Origin of the sequence: Stenotrophomonas sp. PvP093 (assembly GCF_017876915.1) — a bacterium.
GTDB lineage: Bacteria > Pseudomonadota > Gammaproteobacteria > Xanthomonadales > Xanthomonadaceae > Stenotrophomonas > Stenotrophomonas muris.
This window is the reverse complement of the sequence record NZ_JAGIOX010000004.1, coordinates 3,346,326-3,359,880: the sequence shown is the minus strand read 5'-3', so window position 1 is coordinate 3,359,880 and position 13,555 is coordinate 3,346,326. Positions and strand designations below refer to the sequence as shown.

Here is a 13,555-nt window from a genome sequence, read left to right as displayed (position 1 = left end):
TCCTTTTCCACCACGCAATCGTTTAGCGCCCCAAGTTGATGCTCAACCCGAAGCCGGCTACCGGCTTGTTGCCAGAGCCGAAGGACAGGCCCGCCGAGACGCTGACCTTTTCAGACACCCGAGCACCCCAGCCCACGGCCATTGCAGCACTGCCCCCCGAGAATCCCACGCCCACGTTCAGGTTCACCTGGCCAACGGCCGTGCCCCCGTTCTGCGCCGCAGCGGTGGCCATCTGGCTCATCGCGCCGAGTTGCGCGCCCAAGCCGTTGATGCGGCGATCCTGGTGCCGAAGGCGGCGGTCCGTATCGACCCAGCGGTCATCCCACACCTGCTGCATTTCGTAGACCTGCCCACCGTTCACAGCATCCGTGGACCCGCGTTCGATGCGCCCCGGAGCCACGCTGGTCACGCGCTGATTGCCCGCGTTGACGCCCGCAGTCGTCACCGAAGGGCCGCCTTGAATCGTCACGCCTTGGGCGTTGACCGTGGTCTGGCCGACCTGGACAGAGCCCTGCTCGGACAACTGCACGTTGTCGCTGACCGCCACGGTTTGGGTGCCGTCCGTGTTGTCGGTCACCTCGACGTTCTTGCCCGCCCTTACAGTCCAGCCCGCGCCGGTCCCGGCGGTTCCATCCACCCCATCGGTGCCGGCAGGCCCTTGGACCCCTGGCTCCCCTTTCAGGCTTGCCAGCCAATCTTGTTCATTCCCTTGGAAGCCGTTGGCCAAGGCCACCTCGTAAGCGCTCAACCCATCCGCGCCGCGCGGGCCTGGCGTGCCAGAGCCGCTGCCTGGGTTTTGCTCGAGCGAAGTCACGCGTCCGTCCAGATCGTCCAATGCGGCTCCCACGGTTTGATGCGTGGCACCGCTGCGGAACTGATAGATGGGCGCGATAAAGTTGCCGTTGACGAACGTGGCACCGCCGCCCAGCGCTTGGGCCGCCTGACGGACCTGTCCGAGGTTTGCGACGTCGGTGTCTGAGGTGCCGGCTCGAACGTTCGTGATTCGGCGGGTGCTCTGGCCCCCGTCCTCATACGTGGATCCCACGCTGACTTCGTCACTGGCCCAGCAGCGGCTATGTGAGCCCAGGGCAACGCAGTCTTGCCCGCGTGCTTCAGCCCCAACGCCTAACGCAAGTGACTGAAATGCATCGGCAACGGCAGAGGTGCCTATGGCGACGGCATGGTCAGCGTTTGCCTCTGCCAAGTGGCCTTGAGCAATCGATGCATTGCCCCGCGAACGGCTGGAATAGCCAAAGGACATGGAAAGATCCCCACTGGCTTGCGCCTGCACCCCTTGAGCCAACGATTTAACACCGGTCGCGACGGCTTGTTGTCCAACGGCTACCGCATCTTCGCCACCAGCAAAACTCAAAGTGCCGATGGCAACAGTCCTCGCTGCCGCGGCATTCGCGGCTTGGCCCGTCGCAATGGAGTTCGCACCGGACGCTTGGGCATTCGTGCCCGACGCCACCGCGTTGTCTGCGGAGGCGTTGGCTTGAACGCCCGTGGCGATGGCCCCGTTCCCGGAGGCATTGGCATAGGCCCCCGTTGCAGTGGCATTCGGGGCTGAGGCTTGGGCGTATTCCCCGGTCGCCGTCGAGTTGGGTTCCGAAGCCGTGGCCCCGGTTCCCGTGGCGGTTTGAGCAAACGATGGGGAGGCAAACAACGAGGCCCCCATCAAAGCCGTTAAGATGGATGCGCGAAGCGAAGACATGAAAACCCTCCCGAGTATGGATTGATACTTCATCCATAGCAGGCGATTTCATTTCCGCAAGGTGATCATCCGATCTTTTTCAAGGTGTTAGGAAAGGTCGCAAAGCAAACCCGTGCCGGCGCGAACCAGTTCCAGGCCATCCGGTTTTCATTGCCCCAGGCCAAGCACGCCGTTTCCATCCCCGCAGGGCACCAAGCCGGTGCCAGCGCACGGGCCAGCACTTCCGAAGAGGGCTCCCCGGTCACCGAAGGAAACGCGCCCGGCTTGCGCCCCTGCCGGTAGGCCCACTTGGCTTGGCCGCACTCGGCTTTCAGCTCGACGTGCGGATAGTCTTTCGGGCTGGTCCATCGGCCGCCCCAGTTCAGCCCCACGATCTCCGCCAGCTCCCCAAAGCGTTGATAGCCGGCCATCACATGGGCATCGTCCAAGTTCCAGCTGGGCTCCCCATTGATGAACACGGCGGCATCCAAGGCCAGTCCGAAGTTGTGGCAGCTGGAGAATGCCCCAACGCTGGTCACGCCAGACCCGGAGGCAAGCAGGGCCGCCTGGCGCTCGGGGCTTCGATACCCTTCCACGGGCCGCACATCAAACCCTTCCGCGGCCAGCTGGGCCTGGACGGCTTCCACCTTTTCCCGCAGCGCTGGGGAAACCCCCTTCCACATCCGTTCGTTTTTCGGATGGAAGAATCGGTAAATGGCGCCGTGCGGCTTCGGGGTTTGGAAAACCCAGGGGCTGCTGGGCTTGGGTTTGGGTTGAACGGTCGAACACCCAGCCAGTGTCAGGCAAGCCAGAACGACGGCGATGGTAAAGCGCGGTTGCATGCTTTCCTCCCAGAAAGGTAGATAGATGCTTTCAGGGGTAGTGGATTTTCAGGAAAGCGCAAGCGAGCTAAAAAAAGCCCCCGAACGACCGGGGGAGGAGGCCTGCAGCTCGGGGGCTTAATGAGGCAGGGAAAAAGAGTAAGAAACCCTGCCCCGTTGCAAGCCATAGCACACACAAGGGCAAGAAGTCAAACCGATTGCCGATCGCGTGACAGGGGCAGAAGGCGCGTGGCATTGGGCGGTCAAGGCGGATGCCGGTGACTGGGCCTGGGGATGACGGGTGGCCGCACAGCGCGTAAGTAAGAGGGAAGAGTTGTTGCGATAGTGTTGCGGCGGTCAGGTCAGAGTATTGGCCTGGCTGTCCGGGCCTTGCCCAGCAAGGCTTTCGCGCTCGAAAATGAACAGACGCTAATGATGCTTCATCAGCGGGGTGTGTTCGGCGGACTTTTCTTTGGACATGGGGCTCGTGAATCCGGGGCGTCCGTTCGCGCCGGAGGGCAGCGGCAACGGGGCGGGTACAGGGCCGTCCATGGTAACTGCTGGGGCACAGGGCTGCCGCCACCGGTGGCAGGCGGGTACCGCACAGCCACGGGGTCAGGCCGGGACCAGAGTGATCTGCCGGTGGCTGGCGAAGATATCCATCACGATCTCGAAGTAGGTTGGGCCCTCGCCCCGTTGCAGGGCGTCCAGCTGGCGCGCAATGGTCCGCGTGTTGAAGGTGCCCGGGGCTTCCAGCTTGGACTGCAGCCACTGGCATGTGGTAGTTCGTCCCAGTGCGGCGCGGCTGTGCTCGATATCACTCCAGATCACCGTGGCCCGCTCATGGCCGACACGCCATGGACGCCATGCAGCAGATCATCCAGGGCGTCCAGGCTTGGCCCGAGCTGCCAGTCCTCGCCGGCCATGAACACGCGGTTGATCTCCGCGTACAGGCTGGGGATGTCGTGAATGGTACAGCCTTCGATCTGCAGGATGAGCGACATGCGCCCACTGTAGCGGTGCCGGCGGCACTCTGCTGACCCTCAATAAAGCTATCAGCACCGGGAGTGGTCCGGGAGCGCCTGACCATGGCATGGGTCTACGCATGGAAATCGTACTATGTGCGGATCCTGTGCGGTGGGGTGTTGGGTGATCTGTCCACGTTGTAAGCAAGGTGAAGCACTTGAGGCTCACGTCAAGCAGGGGGTCTTCAGATTTTTGTCTGCGACGAATGTGAAGCCGTCTGGTTTTCTTTTTGCCCAAGGTAACCTGCTGGATAGTCGAGATGCCCGGGTTGGTGCATTTGATTTGAATTTGAAAGTGATGGGGGTGGATTTTGAGTGAGCCTTCCTGGGTGGTTCGTGGCAAGACGACCAGAGGTTTGATTGATGAGCTCATGACCTTTGATGATCTGGACATGCACGTGGAGATCTCGGTTGATGGGGGTGATACCGTTCTCCCCATAAGCTTGGTTGGGCAGGATGAAAGGGAGTGCGTGCTGTTCTATTTCGGCGCTGACGTTTGATGTTGGGCTTTGACTCAATGTGTCTTTCAACGTTCAGGACGGTTTTGGCGGCGCCCGGATGTCCATCAGGTTCAGGCTGCTCACATGCGGAATGAAGCGGGTTGCCGAGTCTGTGGCTACATGTCTGACATGCCGCCGTGGGGTGAGGATGGTAGAACCCCCGATTTTGAGCTGTGCCCTTGCTGTGGGGTGCAGCACGGCTATCAGGATTGCAACAGTGCCTCCTGTCTGGAATACAGGAGGCAATGGTTGGCAGACGGGGCTCGATGGGCTGAGCCAAAGTTACGCCCGGATCGATGGAGCGTGGATGAGCAGCTCCGCAATGTTCTGGATGAACATCCGTGAGTACTGGTGATTGTGTCTCTGCAAGATCGCCGGATGGCTCCGCAATGTGAGCCGGGGCGGTTGGACCTGATCGGCTGTAACCGGCAACTGAAGAGGACAGTCAATGAGAGACGCGTTTGAAATTGTCATGGAGGACGTTCCAAGGGGGCGCGTACCCACAGTACTGGAGGGGATCGGCCACATGGCCGAGTCCGTTTCGTGGACTGAACTGGAGGGCGAGTCGATGGCGGCTGGCGAGCGGTCTGCAGAAAGTTCCGATGAAGTCGCGTGCAGCTCATGCGTGATCTACACAGTCAAGGGTCTCAGGGTCGGAGCAGTCCTCCGTATTCCTACGCTGTTGATTCGTGTCCTTGGCTTTGAAGGAAGGGTAAGCATCGATTTTTCATTCGATATGGATTGGGTGGATGTCGGTGCAGCGATGTCCGAACTGCAACGGCATTTTCTGCAGTTGAAAATGCTGAGTGGAGCGGAAACTGTATACGGAGGCATGGAGCCCGCTCAGGATATGGATACCCGATTCTTCACGGATGCCGAGCGCGGCCCTCTGCGTGTCACCGATGCCTGAGTCCGGTGCGAGACGCTATGCTGGAAGCGTGTTCGCTCGCTCCTCAAACAGGTTTGCGACCATCCGTGAGGAGCGGGAAAGGGCTTCGCGACGGCTGGTGCCGATGAAGGCACTGTTTTTCGGGGTTGAGTGACATGGTCATGAACGCGGTCTTCTCTCCATGCTGGGACGGCGACAGGCATGTGGTCTCATGAGATGAACGGGTTGCCGATTCAGACCCCGTGACATACGGTCAAGGATCCGGTGCCGGGGAGATCGCCGCTTGGTTGGAAGGTGATTTTGGCTGTCTTGGAAGGGGCAGTGAGCAGCGCACCCGCGGATCATTCGATGCCGTGGCGTCTGATGCAAAAGGAGGGAGCTGCGTCCACCATGGCGAGGGGCATGTCGTCCACTGCGTGCGAGACCTGTTTCTGGTGTTCTCCAGGTGGAACAGGGGTAGCGTTGCTCTGCGTCACCTTCGAGCAGCAGACGGAAGCGTTCTTTTCGATGGTGCAGATGCTGATGGTGGAAGGCTAGCTGAAGCTTGCTTCACAAGGCGTCTTCGCCGATGGGCATGTTAATGAGTATTTGGGTACGCTTCGCCGCGCATGGCCGGCCGCAAGAGATCGGCAGGATCTCGATGAGCACGGATTCTGGTTCTTTTCGGATGCGCCGTTTGGATGGGTCTGGATCTCACCTGAAGGCGGCAGCTGGAGCTGAAATGCCTGATGCCGGTGCGGCAGTGTCCGTGGCATCCCCGTGGCATCGAGCATTCTGTTGATTGACTCATCGAAATGCGGTTGCCACAGCCGGTTTCGTGAATTGCTTGCGATATCACCAGCCCCTCGTCATTCCGATATACCCGGAAGACATCGCGATTGCTGGTCCCGGCGCGTTTCATGCCTGTATGCACAGTTCCATATATTTGGATCGATATAATAATCTCCGACCATAAAGTTTCCCTGCGCTGCGCCGCCATCGATCGTACGGCCATGATCAAGGGAATTGAGATGCTCGCCTTACGCAACCTCCGAGTGGGATCCCGGCTGGGTGCCGGGTTTGGATTGCTGCTGCTGTTCATCGTGGCCATCGTTGGCCTGGCGCTGTACGGAAATCACCTGAAGTCCGCCCAGTTCGAGAAAGTGGTGGACGTCAACATGGTGAAGATGCGGCTGTTGAACGACATGCTGGATACCAACAACGCGCTGTTGATGCACCGACGGCTGATGGTGATCAAGCGCGGCGAGGATTTTGACAGGGATTATCAGAAGGCGCAGGAGCTGTCGCAGACCTACGACGGTATCTGGGCCAGGTACATCAGGATTCCGCGCGACGCGACCGGCGATACCCTGGTGGCGAAAATCGACGCGGCACGCAAGGCCACCGACGCCTCCACCCGGCATCTTCACGAGCGCATGAAGGCCGGGGATTTCGACGGCGCGGCCAAGGAACTGCTTGCCGAGCAGGGGCTGGCAACCGCGTGGAACGAAGCGATCTCGACCCTGCTGCGGCATCAGGAGACACTGACCGAGCGCAGCCGCGAGGAATACCGTTCAACCGAATCCTGGACCGGCACGCTGTCGATCGTGTTCGGCGTGTTGAGCCTGGTACTGGGCTCGCTGGCCGCGTGGGCCATCACCCGCAGCCTGACCCGCCCGCTGGAAGGCGCGGTGAAGCTGGCCGACGGCATCGCCAATGGGCGGCTGGACAGCAGCATTGACGCCTCCGGCAACGATGAGGTCACGCAGCTGCTCAGGTCGATGCAGCGCATGCAGGCGCAGTTGCAGTCGGTGATGGCGGCGCAGGGCGAGCTGGCCCGCCAGCACGATGCGGGCAGCCTCAGCTATCGCATGGACGAGAGTGCCTTCCCCGGCGACTACGGGCGCATGGTGCACGAGACGAATGCGCTGGTCGGCTCACACGTGCAGGTACAGAATCGGTTGATCGAGGTGATGAAGCATTACGCCCGTGGCGACCTGTCGGTGGACATGGATCCGCTGCCGGGCGAGAAGGCGGCGATCACCCAGGCAATGGACGAGACCAAGGCCAGCCTGTCGGCGATCAACAGCGAGATCCGCCGGCTGGCGACGGCCGCGGCGGCGGGCGACTTCAGCCTGCGCGGCGATGAAGATCGCTTCGCCTACGATTTCCGCGACATGGTGGCCGGGCTCAATCGCCTGATGCAGACCACCGACGAGAACCTGGTGCAGGTGTCGACCCTGCTGCAGGCGATCTCGCGCGGTGACCTCACCGTGCGCATGCAGGGCGACTTCCACGGCGTGTTCGCCCGCATGCGCGATGACTGCAATGCCACCGTCGATCAGCTCAAGCAGATTGTCGGCCGCATCCAGTCCAGCGCGTCCAGCATCAACCTGGCGGCAGGCGAGATCGCCTCGGGCAACACCGATCTGTCGCGGCGCACCGAGCAGCAGGCGGCGAACCTGGAAGAGACGGCGGCGTCGATGGAGGAACTGACCTCCACCGTGAAGCAGAACGCCGAGCACGCCCGCCAGGCCAACCAGCTCGCCATCGGTGCGCACGGTGTCGCCTCGCAGGGCGGCGAGGTGGTCGGCCAGGTGGTCACCACGATGTCGGCCATCGAGGCCTCGTCGAAGAAGATCGCCGAGATCATCTCGGTCATCGATGGCATTGCCTTCCAGACCAACATCCTGGCGTTGAACGCGGCGGTGGAAGCCGCGCGTGCCGGCGAGCAGGGCAGGGGCTTTGCGGTGGTGGCCAGTGAGGTGCGCACGCTGGCACAGCGCTCGGCCGGTGCGGCCAAGGAGATCAAGGGGCTGATCGAGGATTCGGTTGGCAAGGTCGCCGATGGATCGGCCCTGGTCCGACAGGCAGGCACCACGATGGGCGAGATCGTTGCTTCCGTGCAGCGCGTGACCGACATCATGGCCGATATCTCTGCGGCCTCGCAGGAGCAGAGCTCGGGCATCGAACAGGTGAACCAGGCGGTGGTGCAGATGGACGAGACCACGCAGCAGAATGCGGCACTGGTGGAAGAGGCCAGTGCTGCGGCGCGTTCCATGGAGGAGCAGGCGAACCTGCTGGCCGAGGCGGTTTCGGTGTTCCGCACCGGCGCGGTAACGGCGGCTGCAGCCGTGCGTCCGGCCCTGGCTGCGGTGGCCGCGAAGGTCACCCCGGTGCGCAGGGCGGCAACGCTGTCGCCGCGCATCGAGCCGACACTGGCGGCCAATGCCGGGGGGTGGGAAGAGTTCTAGCAGAGGGCAATGCCGGCAAGGAGACGGCGCCCATCACGCTGGCTGATCGTGATGGGCGCGGATTTTCTTCCTGAACGCGCGATGGCCGATGAGGCCGCGGACACGCGCATTTCACTTCCGGTTGCCAGCCGCGGGAGGACACTTGCGCCATACCGGAACCTAGGAGATCGCCATGAAGACCTCGACCCGATTGCTTGTGCTGGGCACCCTGCTGGCGGCTTCGTCGGTGGCCGGCGCGCAGACCTATGGTCCGCGCGATGAGGGACGCCGATTCAACGATGGCAGCCGCGTGGTCTGCAAGAACGTGGAAGTGCAGCGCAACTCGCGCGATCCGAACCGCATCGCCGGTACGGCCACTGGCGCGGTGATCGGCGGCCTGCTGGGCAACCAGGTGGGCGGCGGCAATGGCAAGAAGCTCGCTACCGTGGCCGGTGCTGTTGCCGGTGGTGCGGCGGGCCGCCAGATCCAGGGCAACAGCCAGCAGAAGAACGGCGACCGCGTGGTCGAGCGCCGCTGCGAACGCGTCTATCGCTGATCGATCGCCGACGGCCCCCGTTTTTCCCCTTCCACATCGCAGTACTCGAACGCCGGCCTCGCGCCGGCGTTCTTCATTGCAGGAAAAGGGGACGGAGGGGATTAAGTCGTAATCCCCCAACCGGCCGCTTACGACTTAATCCCCTCCGTCCCCTTTTTTGCGAGGAGGCGCCAGGTGGCGAGGCTGCCGTAGAGCAGCAGCAGGACGGTGAGGGTGATCAGTTCGTGGCAGACTTCGGCCAGGCTGGCGTCCATCTGGTTCAGGCGCACCATCAGGTTGATGCCGGAGGTGGTCGGCAGCAGCTGCGCCAGCCAGACCAGCGGTTGTGGCGTCATCACCGAGGGCCACGACAGGTTGGCGAGGAAGAACAGCGGGATCGAGGTGGCGATGATGTACTGGAAGGCGCGTTCGCGGGTGCGGAAGAAGCTGCCGACGAACAGGCCGAAGGCCACCGTCGCCGCGATGAAAAGCGTGCCACCCAGCAGCTGGCCCAGCGGGTTGCCTCCGCGTGGATAGTCCTGCACCCAGGCAGTGAACCCGGCATACCAGAACAAACCGAACAGGCCGATCAGGCCGAAGCCCAGTGCCATGCCGGCCAGGGTCGGCAGGTCGAAGCGCAGGCGCCGGCCGAGCGCGAGGCGGCGGCCGCCGAGCAGGACGCCGATGCCCATCAGCAGCGTCTGGTGCACGATCAGCTCGGCCACGCCGGGAACGATGGCGCTGCCATAGCCTTCCTGCGTGTTGTACAGGGGGCGCTGCACAAGCGTGACCGGCGGTGCCTGCGGTGCGCCCATGAAGGCGGCCTGGCCGACCACGGCATCACGCCCGAACGCACCCAGCGCGTCAGCCACGCTGCCCAGCACCCAGCTGGCGCGGCCCAGGTAGGCACCGTTGCCAAGCAGTACCAGCTTGGCCGGGTGGCCGCGCAGGATGTCGCGCTCCAGATTGGACGGGATCACGACGATCCCCTCGGCATGGCCGGCTTCCAGCTGCCGGCGTGCGCTGTCGACGTCCGCGGGTTGACCGACCACACGCGCAACGCGCAGTGCGTCGAGCTTGCGCAGCAGCTCGCGGCTGGTGGCGCTGTGGTCTTCGTCCACCACCAGCACCGGCAGGTTGCCGGCCACCTGGTGCCGGTAGGCGGCTGGATAGAAGAACGAGTACAGAATCACCGCCCCGACCATCACCACGATCGCGTAGCGGTCGCAGAGCACTGCCATCAGGGTCTGCCGCAGGCTGCGCCAGAGTGCGCTCATGCGTCGGCCCCTGCGGGCTGTGCGGCGGCAGGTGTGCGCGCAAAGGCGATCAGGCGCAGGCCGCCGACGCCTCCTGCCACCACCGCCATCAACAACAGCGTGGCCAGCGGCCACACCGAAACCTGCAGCGGCGAACCGATGAACTGCTGCTGGGTCTGCAGCTTGATGTAGGCGCTGAGGGGCAGCAGTTGATGCCAGATACGGGTGAACAGAGGGCCGTCCAGCACCGGGAAGGTGGCGCTGGAGAAGGCCAACGCGGTGCCGATGCTGAGGCCGACTGCGGACAGCGCGGTACCCATGTCGCGGGTGACGCCGACGAAGAACAATGCGTAGGCGGCCGTGGCAAGGTAGAACAGCGGCTGTGCGAGCAGCAGCAGGAATACGCTGCCGGCCACGCCATCGCCACGCAGCCAGGCCAGGTAGCCGATGCCGAGCGCGCCATACACCGAGAACAGCAGGATGTACGGCGCGACCTTGCCGGCAATCGCCGCCCACGGCGCGCGGCCCAGCCAGGCGGGCAGGGTGCCGTCGCGGATCTCGCGGCCAAGACTGCCGGCCACTGCAAGTGCCAGTACCAGCGACAATACCGCCGGGAAGATCAACGGCAGCAGGAACAGCTCGTAGCTGCGTGCCGGGTTGTACAGAATGTCCGACTGCACCGCGATGGGTGCCGCGCGCAGCTTGCCCGGGCCGACCTGCAGGCCGATGCGCTCGCGCAGCAGGCGCGCGTTCCATGCGGAAACCGCGTCGCCGATGTCGCGCGACGCCGACTGGCCGGTGGTCATGTAGGTGGCGTTGTAATAGGCAAACACCGTGCCCTGGCGTCCACGCAACGCCTGCCGGGTGACATCGCGCGGCACCAGTACGATGGCGAACACATCCAGCCGACGCAGCTGCGAACGTGCGTCTTCCAGGTCCACCGGCTGGCTGGCGACGCGCACGCCGGGGCTGGCATCGAGCATGCGCAGCAGCAGGCGGCTGTCACTGCTGTGGTCGAGGTCGACCACCGCGATCGGGATGTCGCGCATCACCGAAGGCGTGAACATCCACGCCATCACCACCAGCATCAGCAGCGGCAGCACGGTGACCAGCAGCAGGTCGGCGCGGTTGCCGCGCAGCGACTGCAGCTCGCGCCGCCAGCTGGCGGCGAAGCCGCCGCGGCCGGGGCTCAGTGCTGGGGCCATGCGAACAGCACGCTCATGCCGGGGCGGAAGCCCTCGATGCGGCGTACCGGGCGCACCCGCACCTCGAAGCTGCGGACGTCGTAGCCGGACGACTGGCGGGTGGTACGCCAGGTTGCATAGTCGCCGGCCGGATTGATGAAGTAGACCTCGAATTCGCCGTCCAGGCCGAGCGCCGGCACGCTGCCCTGCAGCTTGCTGCCGACCTTCAGGCCCTGCATCTGCGATTCGCGCAGGTTCATGGCGACCCACATGCGGTCGATGTCGACCAAGGTGAACACCGGGTAGCCGGCCGGCACCAGTTCGCCGGGGTCGGCCATGCGCTTGTTGATTTCGCCGGCGACCGGCGCGCGCCCTTCCACTTCGACACGCGCGGCGTTGACCTCGGCCACCGCGCCCTGTGCCTGTTGCACCTGGCCCTGCGCGGCACGCTTGTCCTGCTCGCGCGCGCCGGCCAGGGCCATGTCGTACTGCGCGCGCGCGGCACGGGCCAGTTCACGCGAACTGGTGGCCTGGGCATGCGCTTCATCACGCTTCTGCCGGGTCATCACCCCTTCGTTGAACAGGTTCTGCACGCGCTGGTAAGTGGCTTCAGCCAGCGTCGCACCGGCTTCGGCCCGCTTCCAGTTCGCTTCGGCGGCGCGGATGTCTTCGCTGCGCGCGCCTTCGTCGGCCTTGTCGGCCACTGCCTGTGCGGCGGCCAAAGCGCCGTGCGCCTGCTGTTCCTTGGCGGCCACTTCGGGGCTGTCGAGCAGGAACAGCACCTGCCCGGCCTGCACGCGGTCGCCCTCGCGCACCTTCAGTTCGGCCACGCGCGCGGTGATCTTGGCGGCCACGTTGATCGTGTCCGCATCGGCCATGCCCTGGATCTGGTCGGCCGGGCTGCGCCAGGCCAGCCACAGGCCGAGCACCACCACGACCAGCAGCACCACTACCAGGATCGGTCCCAACCGGCGCTTGCCCGGGGGCGTCGTCGCATCGTCGTGCAGCACATCACTCATGGTCGATCACCTCGTCCGCCCGCCGCCGGAACTCTTCGAAACGGTCCATCTGTCCACTGATCTCCAGCAACTGTGCCAGCGCAATATCGTATTGGTAGGCGGCCTGTGCGCGCTCGACGCGGGCGCCACCCAGGCCGAGCCGCGCGTCGATCACATCCAGCGAAGTCGCCTGGCCTTCGCGGAACGCCAGCTCCTGCAGGCGCAGGTTTTCCTGTGCCTGGGCAATGCTGCTGTCGAGCAGCACGTACTGCTGGCGTGCGGTTTCCAGCTCGTTCCAGGCCTTGCGCACACCCAGTGCGACCTGGTTCTCGGCCTCGCGCAGGCCCGCTTCGGCCTGGTCCTGCTGCGCACGCGCGGCGCTGATCTGCGCCGGCCGCGAGTTCGGCGACAGGAAGGTGTACTTCAGGCCGATGCCGAACGCCCAGTCCGGATCGGTCAGCATCTCGTCGCGGCGACGGAAGTCGTACTGGCCGAAGGCGAAGATCTGTGGTTTCAGCTTGGCCTGCTGCACGCGCACGCCCTGTTCGGCCTGCGCCACCATCGCCCGCAGGCGCGCGATCTGCGGCTGCCGCGCCTGCGCGGTGCGTTCGAAGCTGGCCACCGGTTCCAGTGGCACGCGCTGCACGAACAGCGGCGACACCGGCTGCACCTCGCCGCCACTGCGCAGCAGCGTGGCCAGTGCGGCCTTCAGCGTGGCCAGGTCGTTCACTGTCTTCTGGTATTCGCGCTCGGCCTTGTCGCGGGCCACGGTGGCCTGCAGGCGCTGCGCGCGGGTGGCGAAGCCCTCGCGTTCCAGCTTCTCTGCGTCGGACAGGTGGCGGTTGAGGCCATCGCGCACATCGCGGCGCACGTCCACCGCCTGCTCGGCCAGGCGCTGGCCGAAATAGGCCTGGGCCAGCTGCACGGTCAGCGATTGGCGTTGTGCTTCGCGCTCGGCGCTGGCCTGTTCGTGGGCGGCACTGGCCGCACGTTGCGCGGCCGGAATCACGCCGCCGGTGTACAGCGGCAGTACTGCAGTCACCACCGGGCGGGTACGCCAGTCGCGTTCGGTGAACGACAGCGGCGAGTCGATGCCAAAGGCCTCGGCCACCGGAGCCAGCGAACCCAGGGGCAGGGTGAGCGTCTTCTGGAACTGCAGCCGGCGCACTTCGCCGGTGATCTCCGGCAGGCGCAGCAGGCGGGTCGCGTCCTGCAGGTCCTGCTTGTTGCGCACGGCGGCGTCGGCAGCGGCCAACGCATCGGAGACCTGCTCCAGGCGTTGCCGTGCCTGTTCCCAGTCCAATGCCGGTGCGTTGCTGGTGGGCTGCGCGTCGGCAGCGAATGGCAGGCAGGCTGCCAGCGCCAGCGCGGCCTTCGCGCGGTGCATCCTTGTGCGTCGGCCGATCACGCCCATGCCGTCCCAGTAGTGAAGAAGTGCGCAA

At 64.5% G+C, this 13,555-nt stretch carries 10 protein-coding genes and 1 pseudogene; 3 read left to right on the top strand and 8 right to left on the bottom strand.

Annotated features, from left to right (window positions below; all coding sequences use genetic code 11):
• Positions 1 to 22: 22 nt before the first annotated feature.
• The 4 genes and pseudogenes from J3A72_RS18205 to J3A72_RS18190 all read right to left on the bottom strand — a co-directional run bounded on the left by J3A72_RS18205 (position 23) and on the right by J3A72_RS18190 (position 4,069).
• Entirely contained in the window at positions 23 to 1,714 is a 1,692-nt protein-coding gene (locus J3A72_RS18205; protein ID WP_160314184.1) for a YadA-like family protein, read from the bottom strand.
• 65 nt (positions 1,715 to 1,779) lie between these two features.
• Entirely contained in the window at positions 1,780 to 2,535 is a 756-nt protein-coding gene (locus tag J3A72_RS18200; RefSeq protein WP_053091888.1) for a M15 family metallopeptidase, read from the bottom strand.
• 594 nt (positions 2,536 to 3,129) lie between these two features.
• Positions 3,130 to 3,518, bottom strand: a pseudogene (locus tag J3A72_RS18195) (ribonuclease inhibitor).
• Positions 3,519 to 3,724: 206 nt separating this feature from the next.
• Positions 3,725 to 4,069, bottom strand: coding sequence for a hypothetical protein (locus tag J3A72_RS18190; RefSeq protein ID WP_154806565.1), 345 nt, complete (start codon positions 4,067 to 4,069; stop codon positions 3,725 to 3,727).
• Between the two features lie 496 nt (positions 4,070 to 4,565).
• Between J3A72_RS18190 and J3A72_RS18185 the strand changes: the two genes are divergently transcribed.
• The 3 genes from J3A72_RS18185 to J3A72_RS18170 all read left to right on the top strand — a co-directional run bounded on the left by J3A72_RS18185 (position 4,566) and on the right by J3A72_RS18170 (position 8,696).
• Positions 4,566 to 4,949, top strand: coding sequence for a hypothetical protein (locus J3A72_RS18185; RefSeq protein WP_140222882.1), 384 nt, complete (start codon positions 4,566 to 4,568; stop codon positions 4,947 to 4,949).
• Between the two features lie 989 nt (positions 4,950 to 5,938).
• The gene (locus J3A72_RS18175) at positions 5,939 to 8,161 is read left to right on the top strand and encodes a methyl-accepting chemotaxis protein (protein WP_075076193.1); all 2,223 of its coding nucleotides are present in this window, start codon (positions 5,939 to 5,941) and stop codon (positions 8,159 to 8,161) included.
• 172 nt (positions 8,162 to 8,333) lie between these two features.
• Entirely contained in the window at positions 8,334 to 8,696 is a 363-nt protein-coding gene (locus J3A72_RS18170) for a glycine zipper 2TM domain-containing protein (RefSeq protein ID WP_014036423.1), read from the top strand.
• A gap of 128 nt (positions 8,697 to 8,824) precedes the next feature.
• On the opposite strand, the gene J3A72_RS18165 is transcribed toward J3A72_RS18170, so the two are convergent.
• Genes J3A72_RS18165 through J3A72_RS18150 form a run of 4 tightly spaced genes read right to left on the bottom strand, consistent with a single transcriptional unit; the run spans position 8,825 to position 13,527 of the window.
• Positions 8,825 to 9,952, bottom strand: coding sequence for an ABC transporter permease (locus tag J3A72_RS18165; RefSeq protein WP_075076194.1), 1,128 nt, complete (start codon positions 9,950 to 9,952; stop codon positions 8,825 to 8,827).
• The gene (locus J3A72_RS18160; RefSeq protein ID WP_075076195.1) at positions 9,949 to 11,136 is read right to left on the bottom strand and encodes an ABC transporter permease; all 1,188 of its coding nucleotides are present in this window, start codon (positions 11,134 to 11,136) and stop codon (positions 9,949 to 9,951) included. The genes J3A72_RS18165 and J3A72_RS18160 overlap by 4 nt, the downstream gene beginning before the upstream one ends.
• Positions 11,121 to 12,134: an efflux RND transporter periplasmic adaptor subunit gene (locus J3A72_RS18155; protein WP_049419414.1), complete on the bottom strand. Its 1,014-nt coding sequence runs from the start codon at positions 12,132 to 12,134 to the stop codon at positions 11,121 to 11,123. Before J3A72_RS18155 ends, J3A72_RS18160 begins: the two co-directional genes overlap by 16 nt.
• Positions 12,127 to 13,527: a TolC family protein gene (locus tag J3A72_RS18150; RefSeq protein ID WP_075076196.1), complete on the bottom strand. Its 1,401-nt coding sequence runs from the start codon at positions 13,525 to 13,527 to the stop codon at positions 12,127 to 12,129. The genes J3A72_RS18155 and J3A72_RS18150 overlap by 8 nt, the downstream gene beginning before the upstream one ends.
• Positions 13,528 to 13,555 lie beyond the last annotated feature (28 nt).

Coding starts and splice junctions, on each gene's coding strand:
- J3A72_RS18185 (WP_140222882.1), top strand. CDS start 4,566: ATGGCCGAGTCCGTTTCGTGGACTGAACTGGAGGGCGAGTCGATGGCG.
- J3A72_RS18205 (WP_160314184.1), bottom strand. CDS start 1,714: ATGTCTTCGCTTCGCGCATCCATCTTAACGGCTTTGATGGGGGCCTCG.
- J3A72_RS18155 (WP_049419414.1), bottom strand. CDS start 12,134: ATGAGTGATGTGCTGCACGACGATGCGACGACGCCCCCGGGCAAGCGC.
- J3A72_RS18170 (WP_014036423.1), top strand. CDS start 8,334: ATGAAGACCTCGACCCGATTGCTTGTGCTGGGCACCCTGCTGGCGGCT.
- J3A72_RS18165 (WP_075076194.1), bottom strand. CDS start 9,952: ATGAGCGCACTCTGGCGCAGCCTGCGGCAGACCCTGATGGCAGTGCTC.
- J3A72_RS18175 (WP_075076193.1), top strand. CDS start 5,939: ATGCTCGCCTTACGCAACCTCCGAGTGGGATCCCGGCTGGGTGCCGGG.
- J3A72_RS18200 (WP_053091888.1), bottom strand. CDS start 2,535: ATGCAACCGCGCTTTACCATCGCCGTCGTTCTGGCTTGCCTGACACTG.
- J3A72_RS18160 (WP_075076195.1), bottom strand. CDS start 11,136: ATGGCCCCAGCACTGAGCCCCGGCCGCGGCGGCTTCGCCGCCAGCTGG.
- J3A72_RS18150 (WP_075076196.1), bottom strand. CDS start 13,527: ATGGGCGTGATCGGCCGACGCACAAGGATGCACCGCGCGAAGGCCGCG.